11 protein-coding genes are annotated in these 9316 nt (G+C 70.1%); 5 read left to right on the forward strand and 6 right to left on the reverse strand.

Annotated elements, in window-relative coordinates; translation table 11 throughout:
- Positions 1 to 846, forward strand: an 846-nt coding sequence (locus VIB55_RS17565) for a phosphodiester glycosidase family protein (RefSeq protein WP_331877971.1), incomplete at its 5' end; no start/stop codon positions are given.
- Between the two features lie 87 nt (positions 847 to 933).
- On the opposite strand, the gene VIB55_RS17570 is transcribed toward VIB55_RS17565, so the two are convergent.
- From VIB55_RS17570 to VIB55_RS17585, 4 genes are all read right to left on the reverse strand, one after another.
- A complete protein-coding gene (locus tag VIB55_RS17570) occupies positions 934 to 1662 on the reverse strand; it encodes a hypothetical protein (protein WP_331877972.1) in 729 nt (242 codons plus the stop codon).
- Between the two features lie 106 nt (positions 1663 to 1768).
- On the reverse strand, positions 1769 to 2404 hold the full coding sequence (locus VIB55_RS17575; RefSeq protein WP_331877973.1) for a DUF4337 domain-containing protein: 636 nt from the start codon (positions 2402 to 2404) through the stop codon (positions 1769 to 1771).
- A 443-nt stretch (positions 2405 to 2847) separates the two neighbouring features.
- Positions 2848 to 4032 (reverse strand): P1 family peptidase, encoded by a 1185-nt coding sequence (locus VIB55_RS17580; protein WP_414681879.1) that lies wholly within the window; start codon positions 4030 to 4032, stop codon positions 2848 to 2850.
- A 96-nt stretch (positions 4033 to 4128) separates the two neighbouring features.
- Positions 4129 to 5199 carry a carboxypeptidase-like regulatory domain-containing protein gene (locus VIB55_RS17585; RefSeq protein WP_331877975.1) on the reverse strand — a complete coding sequence of 357 codons (1071 nt, stop codon included), beginning with the start codon at positions 5197 to 5199 and terminating at the stop codon, positions 4129 to 4131.
- Between the two features lie 176 nt (positions 5200 to 5375).
- Between VIB55_RS17585 and VIB55_RS17590 the strand changes: the two genes are divergently transcribed.
- From VIB55_RS17590 to VIB55_RS17605, 4 genes are all read left to right on the forward strand, one after another.
- On the forward strand, positions 5376 to 5969 hold the full coding sequence (locus VIB55_RS17590; RefSeq protein ID WP_331877976.1) for a hypothetical protein: 594 nt from the start codon (positions 5376 to 5378) through the stop codon (positions 5967 to 5969).
- A gap of 188 nt (positions 5970 to 6157) precedes the next feature.
- A complete protein-coding gene (locus VIB55_RS17595; protein ID WP_331877977.1) occupies positions 6158 to 7702 on the forward strand; it encodes an acyl-CoA carboxylase subunit beta in 1545 nt (514 codons plus the stop codon).
- A 67-nt stretch (positions 7703 to 7769) separates the two neighbouring features.
- Positions 7770 to 8207 carry a DUF433 domain-containing protein gene (locus tag VIB55_RS17600; protein WP_331877978.1) on the forward strand — a complete coding sequence of 146 codons (438 nt, stop codon included), beginning with the start codon at positions 7770 to 7772 and terminating at the stop codon, positions 8205 to 8207.
- The gene (locus tag VIB55_RS17605) at positions 8204 to 8491 is read left to right on the forward strand and encodes a type II toxin-antitoxin system RelE/ParE family toxin (RefSeq protein ID WP_331877979.1); all 288 of its coding nucleotides are present in this window, start codon (positions 8204 to 8206) and stop codon (positions 8489 to 8491) included. The genes VIB55_RS17600 and VIB55_RS17605 overlap by 4 nt, the downstream gene beginning before the upstream one ends.
- Before the next feature lie 6 nt (positions 8492 to 8497).
- Here the strand turns inward: VIB55_RS17605 and VIB55_RS17610 are convergent, their stop codons facing one another.
- Positions 8498 to 8620 (reverse strand): hypothetical protein, encoded by a 123-nt coding sequence (locus VIB55_RS17610; protein ID WP_331877980.1) that lies wholly within the window; start codon positions 8618 to 8620, stop codon positions 8498 to 8500.
- A 149-nt stretch (positions 8621 to 8769) separates the two neighbouring features.
- On the reverse strand, positions 8770 to 9177 hold the full coding sequence (locus VIB55_RS17615; protein WP_331877981.1) for a thioesterase family protein: 408 nt from the start codon (positions 9175 to 9177) through the stop codon (positions 8770 to 8772).
- Between the last annotated feature and the right edge of the window lie 139 nt (positions 9178 to 9316).

The following is a 9316-nucleotide window of genomic DNA, read 5'->3' on the forward strand; positions in this document are numbered from 1 at the left end:
GCGGGATGGCGCGGCTTCTGGCGCGCCGACGCGGCCCCCGCGCGCTGGGCCGGCCCGCTCCCCACGGTCACCCGCCAGGTCCGCTGGCGCACGGTGCGGCCCGGGGTGGAAACCGGGGAGATCCGCGTGGCAGGCGGCGGCGAAGCGTGGCGGGTGCGCGTGGTGCTGGTTCGTATTGACCCGCGCCTTCACCGGCTGACGCTGGACGAGGCGCGGGTGGCGGACGGGATGGCGGGCGCTTGGACGGTGGACAGCGCCGGGTCCGGCGCGGTGGTGGCCTTCAACGCCGGGCAGTTCAGTGGCGGAACACCGTGGGGATGGACGGTGCGCGACGGCCGCGAGCTGCGCGCCCCCGGGACCGGCCCGCTCTCCATGGCCGTGGTCGCCGACGCGGCGGGGCGAATCCGCTTCGTCGGCGCCGACAGCATCGGGGCGGTGCGGCGCGCGGGCGGAGTGGCGTGGGCCATCCAGTCGTATCCCGCGCTCCTGGTGAACGACGGCCAGGTGCCCGCCGCGCTTCGCCCAGGCGCGCGGGACATCGACTTGGGGCACCGGGATGGTCGGCTGGCGATCGGCGAGCTGCGCGACGGGCGGGTGCTGGTGGCGCTGACGCGCTTCGACGCCCTGGGCGGCGCCCTGTCTACCGCACCCCTGGGATTTACCGTTCCCGAGATGGCGGGATTGATGGGTGCGCTGGGATGCCGACGTGCGGTGCTGCTGGACGGCGGCATCAGCGCCCAGCTGCTGGTTCGGCCGGCGCGGGGACGCGCGCTGCGATACCCCGGCTGGCGGCGCGTTCCGCTCGGCATCCTGGTGGCGCCCCGGACCGCGCCCCCAGCGCGGTAGACGGGGGGCCATCGCACTCGAGCGGAAAACGAGAATCGGCCGCCCGGCGAAGTGCCGGGCGGCCGATCGTCATCGTGGTGGAAGCGCTTACTGGGGCGTCACGCCGAAGCCGCGCACCATCACGTCGATGTTGTGGTTCAGCCGCAGGCCGGCGACGCCGGCGGTGTTCAGCTCCTGGCCAAACGTGCCGACCACCTGGCCGTTGACCAGGAACCGCGTGCCGAAGCTGCCCGTTTCGATGGCCAGCGCGTTGGTCGCGCGGCCCTGCGCGTCGGGGCGGGCGACGGCGGCGTGCTCCGTCCAGTCGGTCAGGGTGTGCACCTCGGTGCCGGCGCGGTGCTTGATGGTGAACTTGCCGTCCTGGCGCACCAGGAAGTACGCGTAGTCCTGGTTGTCGGCCGTCAGGTTGCGCCCGCCGATCATCAGCCCATAGCCCTCGGGGTGCGCCGACAGCTTGTTCTGCGTAAAGCTGGCCGCCAGGCGGAACGCGCCGCTGGGCGAGTTCGCGGGGTTGTAGAAGATGCCCGCCGGCCCGAGCTCCGCGTGAAGCCCGCCATCCATCTCCATGAACATCACCTGCGACGCGTCGGCGTTGGCGCGGTCCAAGCGCACCGTCCAGCCCTGCGGCATCGCGTGCGAGTGCCCGCCGCCGTGGGCGTGTTCGGCTCCGTGGGCATGCCCCTGCGCCTGCCCGGACGCGGGCTGCGCGGGCCGGGCCGGCTGAGCGGGTGTGGCGGGCTGTTGTCCGCCGTGCTGGTGCTGGGCGCAGGCGGGCACGGCCGCCAGCAGGGCAAGGGTCACGAGAAATCCGCGCATGGCGCTTCTCCGGTCTGGATTCAGGGGATGTGATGCGGCTCCGGCAGGAGCATTGAAAGTAAGTGCGAGAGTGCGAAAGTGCGAGAGTGCGAAAGTTGGAGATCGATTAGAACGGCAGCGGGAAGAGGAGCACGAAGCCGTTGATCATCAACAGGGTGCCCAGCACGCCCAGCCCGATGGCGATGCCCAGCACGGGGCGCGAAATGGCCAGGATGGCGACCGACCCCAGCACCAGCGCCAGCTGGAACGCCACTTCGGAGAAGTCGAAGTTGGCGTCCTGCGCGCTCGCCCGCTCGCGCAGCCGCTCGTAGCTGCGGGCCTGCGCGGCAAGCTGCTTCTTGCCCTCGCCGCGAAGCGTGTCCTGCGGCGCCGCCCGGTCGGGCTCGTCGTCGTAGCGCGCGATGGTCTCCTTGTACTTGGCTACCTGCGTTTCCAGCGCGCTCCGCTCCGCAGTGCCCAGGGAGGGATCGGCCAGGCGGGCGGTGAGCTGGTCTACGGCCAGCTTGTACTGCGTCTGGCGGACGTTCTTAGCCTGGAAGAACGCCCAGGTGTCGCTCGCCTTGATGTTGTTGTGGATCATGTCTTCCGCCACGTTCCCCCCGCCCAGGCTGCCGATGGCCAGCAGCATGGCCATGAAGGCGATCATGAGGGCGGCGCGCGAGCGGAACTTCTCATCGTGCTCGGCTTCCGCGCGTTCTTCGCGGATTTCGCTGATCAGCTCGGAGGCGTCCTTTGCGTCCATCGGCCGGTGGTGTGGATGTTGGGGCGGGGCTGTGCCGGAGACGTGCAGCAGCAGATCCTGGATATTGAAACGGATGGATACGGGTTCGCAAGGCTCGCGTGAGCACCGGGACATTTTCACGGCTCCAAAGTGGCACGGGCGAATGAATTCGCTGCAACAAACACACGAAGTCCACCTTCGTGGACTGTCAGCTTTCGTGAATTCCTCGCCCGTGTGGCGCGACCGTTTCACCGTGCACCGGCACCCGCCGCACCTTCCGGAGCGCGATCGAATTCTCCCCTCTCCGCATGCGCAGCATGCGGGGAGGGGCCGGGGGAGGGGCCCGCCGAGGCATGCGCCGTCCTCACTCGCAACGCACCAGATCCATCCCCTCTCCGACTTTCGCACTCTCGCACTTTCGCACTCTCGCACTTTCGCACTTTCGCACTCCCGCACTTCCCCCCTCAGTGCGCCAGCCGCTGGTCCCATCCCAACGCGTTGTACCGCCGCAGGATCTCCATCACGCGGTCGATGGGCAGCGCCTCGACGGTGGCGCCGCTCCCCGTCGTCGTCTCCGCGGCGAAAAGGGAGTTGATGATGGCCTCTTCCGTGGCCTCGGCGACGGCCTGAAAGAGCGGCGACATCGCGTCGTTCGGCAGGTCCGCCATCGGCGCCGGCGTGCGGGCTCCGAACTGCCGGCGCACCTCGGCCGCGGTGGAGAACGCGATCACGTAGTCGCCCGAGCCGTTGGTCATCGACGCGCCCGTCCGGCCCAGCCCCACGATGGCGCGCGACGCCAGGCGCTCCAGGCTGCGCGCACTCAGCGGCGCATCCGTCGCCACCACGATCATGATGCTTCCGTCCCCGCGGTCCTGCGGTCCCCGCGCGGCGGCGCCCAGCTCGCGCTGAAAGGCGTACCGTCCCAGCTCGCGTCCCACGGGCGCGCCGTTGATCGAGAGCACGCCCCCGAAGTTGCTCTGCACCAGCACGCCCACCGTGTATCCGCCCAGGGTGGACGGCAGCGCGCGCGAGCTGGTGCCGATGCCGCCCTTCCACCCGAACGCCACCGTTCCCGTCCCCGCACCCACCGCCCCCTCGCGCACCGGCCCGTCCGAGGCCGTCTCCAGCGCGCGGATCACGTGCTCCGCGCGGACGGGGCGGCTGCGGATGTCGTTCAGCAGCCCGTCGTTCGTCTCGCCCACCACGGGGTTGATGGAGCGCACCTCCGCCATTCCCGGCTGCCGCAGCATCCACGCTGCCATCGCGTCCGCGGCGTTCCACACGCAGAGCGTGCAGGTGAGCAGGATGGGCGTTTCCATCTCCCCCAGCTCGCGTACCTGCGTGACACCCAGCAGCTTGCCGAAGCCGTTGCCCACGTGGATGGCGGCCGGCACCCGCTCGCGGTACGCGTTGCCCCCGTGCGGCAGGATGGCGGTCACGCCGGTGCGCACGCTGTCGCCTTCCGACACCGTCACCTGGCCCACGCGCACGCCGGCCACGTCGGTGATGGCGTTCAGCGGGCCCGGCGGCAGGATGCCGATGGCCACGCCCGCGTCGCGCGCCCGGGGCCGCGGGGCGGGGGACTGGCCCGCGGCATCGGCGGCGGTGAGGACAGCGGCGAGCAGCGGGAGGACGAGGCGGAGCATCATGTACGGACTGGGATCGGTGGAAACGGACGAACGGCGGCCGGAGCGGAAGATCATCCGCTCCGGCCGCCGCTGCAAGCATTGCTGCAATCGTGTCTGCTACGGTTGGATGCTGACCGGTTCGCCGGCGGCCGTGCGGACCTCCACCACCTCGCCTCCCGTTTCCACCATGCCGATCACCACCGGGTTCAGGCCACGGTGCCGAATCACCGTCCCCGGCATGCGCATGGTCCAGCGGTTCACGATCCACCCGCCGCCGCGCACCTGGGCGAACTCGATGCGCCCCCCCAGCGGCGCCCCGGCGCGTTCGTACGGCAGGTTGACGTAGGTGTAGTCCACGAAGCGCAGCTTCCCCGTCCTTCCATCGAGCCACAGCGTACCGCGGATTTCAGGGAGGCGGCGGGTGCGCAGGGGGGCAAAGTCCAGCCCCACCAGCCCCGCGTTCGCTCCCCGTCCCGCGCGATAGCTGAAGCAGTGATGGTCCAGGAACGCATCCGAGAGCAGCGTAGGAGCATCGGGCGCGTGGAACGCCAGGGTGTCGCCCTCCGATTCCACGTAGCCGTGCGCCACCAGCCGGTCCTGCGAGGGGGAGCGGAAGGCATGATCGCTAAAGCCCGTTTCCACGGCTGACGACGTGTCCCGCGTCGGGAGCCGGGAATCGCTGAGCACGCGGCGGAACCGGCGCAGGCGGAACTGGTAGGTCTGCCGCCGTGCCGCGACGTCGGCGGCCTCCAGCGCCTTGCGCACCTCTTCCCACACGATGGCGGCCTGCACGCCGTTGGACGGGCGCACCGTGCACCGGCGGCGGGCTCCGCGCGCCACGACCGCGTCCAGCGTGACCACCGACGGCACGATGGAGAGCGAATGCGTCGCCTGCTCCCCCGCGGCCAGCGCGAGCACGGGCGACAACGCGGTAGAGTACCCCACCCGCTCCGCGCGAACCCGGAACGCGCCCGGGGAGGATGCGCGGACCGCGAACCGGCCCTGCGCGTCGCTGACCGTGGCATCGTGGCGCCCGCCGGCCGTGTCCAGCAGCACCACGACCGCGCCGGGGATGGCCGCGCTGGTCCAGCGATCCACGACGGTGCCGGCGACCGTCTGCGCGGCTGACGAGCCCGGCGCAACCGCCAGAGCCAGGGCGAGCAGCAGAACGCGATCGAAGCGTGGCATTCGTGTCTGAACGAGGAGGTAGATGTTGGTGCGCGGACGGACCAGCACGGCAGAACCGTGCCCGCCCAGTCTGCCGAATTGGCCGACACTGCTGGTCCAGCGGATGCAGTCCGCCCCGGGCGGTCCGGGCGAGCCCGGCCGACGACCCCCGAACCCTTCAACCACAGGAGGAGCTCGTGAAATCGCGTGTGTTGTCGATGATTCTGCTCGCTACCTCCGCTGCGGCCTGCGCGCCGTCCGCTCCCGCGGTGGCGCCCGCCCCCGAGCCCGCGCCCCGCGCCGAGCGAGCGCGCGCCGACGTGCCACCCGTGCTGGCGCTGCTGAGCGAGCGGGCGCGCCTGTCGCTTTCGGCGGCGCAGGTGGCCGCGCTGGATTCCATCGCCCGCGACTGGGACGTGATGAACGAAAAGCTGCACCGGCGCGCGGGCGTCGCCAGGGGGAACCGTCCCCCGGCGTTCGCGCTGGCGCTGCGCCCGGGTGCCAAGCCCGTGCTTTCGGCCATCGCGGAAAACAACCGCCGCGCGGCCGAAGCCGTTCATCACGTACTCACTCCCGAGCAGCGCCAGGCGGTCTGCGTCCTCCCGTCGGCCCCCCGTACGATCGTGCTGGACCGTGAGGGTGGCAAGGCCGCGCGGCTCACGCGCGCACTGGGTCTGCGCACGGACGGTGGCGTGCGTGGATCGAGCGCATCCGCTGCCCGCGCGCGGACGACCCCTCCCTGGCCGTGGTGCCAGCCCGCGGCCTCGGACCTGGCCCAGTCGCGCCGCTGATTCGCGGCGATCGCAACGGGCGGACCGACACCGCTTTCGACGGGCAGGTGACGGGGGGCGCAGCCGGGATCACCGGCTGCGCCCCTCCCGCTGGTGCGCCCACCCGTGCGAGCGGCGCACGCAGGTGGTAGATTGCCGCCCTTTCCGGGATCCTTACCACGAGAGAGCACGGGCGGCACGCGATGTCGATGCGGGAAAAGCTGGAGCACCTTGAGGAGCTGCGCAGGCAGGCGGAGCTGGGCGGCGGCGAAAAGCGGATCAAGGCGCAGCACGAACGCGGCAAGCTCACCGCGCGCGAGCGGCTGGACGTGCTGCTCGACGAGGGCAGCTTCGTGGAGCTGGACCGGTTCGTGGTGCACCGCGCCACCGGCTTCGGGCTGGAGAACGAGCGCTACCTGGGCGACGGCGTGGTCACCGGCTACGGCACCGTGCACGGCCGCCTGGTCTACGTCTTCTCGCAGGACTTCACGATCTTCGGCGGCTCGCTGAGCGAGGCTCACGCTGAGAAGATCGTCAAGATCATGGACCTGGCGCTCAAGAACGGCGCGCCGGTCATCGGGCTGAACGACTCCGGCGGCGCGCGCATCCAGGAAGGCGTCGTATCCCTGGGCGGCTACGCCGACATCTTCCTCCGCAACACCCTGGCATCGGGCGTCATCCCGCAGATTTCGGCCATCCTGGGCCCCTGCGCCGGCGGCGCGGTGTACAGCCCCGCGATCACCGACTTCATCTACATGGTGCAGGGCTCCAGCTACATGTTCGTCACCGGGCCCAACGTGGTGAAGACGGTGACGCACGAAGACGTGACGATGGAGGAGCTGGGCGGCGCGGCCACGCACGCGGCCAAGTCGGGCGTGGCGCACTTCGCCGTGAAGAGCGAGGTGGAGTGCCTGCACAAGATCCGCCACCTCTTCGAGTTCATCCCGCGCAACAACGCCGAGGACGCGCCCCGCCGCGCCACGGACGACCCGTTCGACCGGGCCGACGAGGAGTTGCTGGACATCGTTCCCGACCATCCCAACAAGCCGTACGACATGCACGACGTCATCCGACGCGTGGTGGACGACGGCGAGTTCTACGAGGTGCACGCCGACTACGCCGGCAACATCCTGGTGGGCTTCGCGCACGTGGGCGGCCACTCGGTGGGGATCGTGGCCAACCAGCCGGCGGTGCTGGCGGGGGTGCTCGACATCGACGCATCGGTAAAGGCGGCGCGCTTCGTCCGCTTCTGCGACTGCTTCAACATCCCGCTGCTCACCTTCGAGGACGTGCCCGGGTTCCTGCCCGGCGTTACGCAGGAGCACGGCGGCATCATCCGGCACGGGGCCAAGCTGCTGTTCGCGTTCTGCGAGGCCACGGTGCCCAAGGTCACCATCATCACGCGCAAGGCGTACGGCGGCGCGTACGACGTGATGAGCAGCAAGCACATCCGCGGCGACATCAACTACGCCTGGCCCACGGCCGAGATCGCGGTGATGGGGGCCAAGGGCGCGGTGGAGATCCTGTACCGCCGCGAGATCGCCACCGCCGAGGACCCGGCGCAGGCGGCCGAGGCCAAGCAGGCGGACTACGCCGAGCGCTTCGCCAACCCGTTCGCCGCCGCCGCCCGCGGCTACGTGGACGACGTGATCGACCCGCGCGAGACGCGCGCACGGGTGATCAGCGCGCTCGACATGCTGCAGAACAAGCGCGACAGCAACCCGCCCAAGAAGCACGCGAACATCCCGCTCTGAGAGGAAGCTTCCCCTCGCCCGGTGCCGTCGCTACATTGTATGCGGACGCAATGGACGAGGAGGCGCAATGGCGGAGCAGTTCGTTTATCGGGACGGAAAGACGGGGCGCGCGCTGGTTGCTGGCAGCGACGCGCCCGTCGACGAGATCATCGAGGCGCTCGCCTGCGGGCAGACCAAGGGCGAGGTGCTGGCCGCCTATCCCGGGCTGGAGCCGGAGGGGATCGCGGCCGCGTTGTGGTTCGCCGCGCATGCAACCGGGCGGGAGCCCGAGTACCTCTACCCCAGCGTGCCGTCGCGGGGGGTGGCGGAGCCGGCAGTGGTGTACGGCGCGCCCGCCGGCCAGCGCCCCACTGTCGCGGTTGACGAAGCCGAGTACGACGACCTGCGCTACAAGGCTGAGCTGTTCGGGGGCTTGCTCGAAGCCGAGGCGGAGCTTGACGCGGGGCTGGGCCGGCTGCACGAGGACGTCTTTGCGGACCTTCTGCAGAAGCACGCCGGCCGGTGAACGTACTCTGGTCGCCCCGCGCCGCACGGGAGGCGGATCGCGCGGTCCGCTACATCGCGCGCGACCGCCCACGCGTCGCTGCTGACTGGCTGACCGGTCTCCGGGACGCGGTCAGCAGGCTGGCCGAGTTCCCGAACAGCGGGCACTCGCTCCCTGAACTGCCCGGCTCATCCCGACGCGAAATTCCGTACGGCGGGTATCGTGTGATCTATCGCGTCCGTGCAGAGCACGTGGAAATCCTGCGCGTGGTCCACGCACGTCGTAACTGGCACCTGGAGCGCTGATGGGGATCAACTCCAGCGCGTGTCGGCCGGCGCGGACGAGCCGAACATGCCGGAGCCGGGTTCGCGTTTCTTGAGGTGCGTCAGGACCAGGGCGCCGAACCCCACCAGGATCAGAAGGATGAAGATCACGGCCCAGAATCGCTTGGTAGGCGACATCGGGTCTCTGGGCGAGGGACGAGCGGATCCGGCCATGGTCCTGAGTCGGTGAAGAGGAAGTTCCTTCGCGTCCGCGCCCCCTCCGCAACCGGCGTGCTCACCCGTGAGCACGCCGGTTCTGTTCAGGGGCGCACCAGCGGTTCCAGCTTCGCCCGCAGGTCGTCGGGAATGTAGACGCTGGTGCGCGTGTGGGTGTCGTACATCACCGAGGTGATCATGGCGTCCGCCACCCGCTCGTCGCGCTGGTTCACGATCTCCTGGCCCACGCGAAAGCTGCTGCGCCCCATCTCCGCCAGCCAGCTGCGGATGCGCAGCTTGTCGCCCAAGCGGGCCTCGCGCCGGTAGTTGACGTTGGTGTTCACCAGCACCGTGCTCAGCCGCGACGACCCGAAGAAGTCCAGGGGAATCCCGTTCTCCTTCACCCACTCGAACCGGCCCCACTCCAGGTATTCCAGGTACTTGGCGTTGTTCACGTGCCCCAGCGCGTCCAGCTCGGTGGAGCGCACCTCGATCTCCAGCGTCGAAATCACGTTTTTTCCTCTCGATCAGCGGCGGCTCGTGGCGGCGATCACCCGCTGCACCAGCCCGTCCACGGCGTTGTTGGCGATCCAGCGGGCGACGACCACCACGTCGTTCTCGGGATCCACGTAGATGACGTTCGTTCCGTTG

Source organism: Longimicrobium sp. (assembly GCF_036554565.1).
In the GTDB taxonomy this organism is placed as follows: domain Bacteria; phylum Gemmatimonadota; class Gemmatimonadetes; order Longimicrobiales; family Longimicrobiaceae; genus Longimicrobium.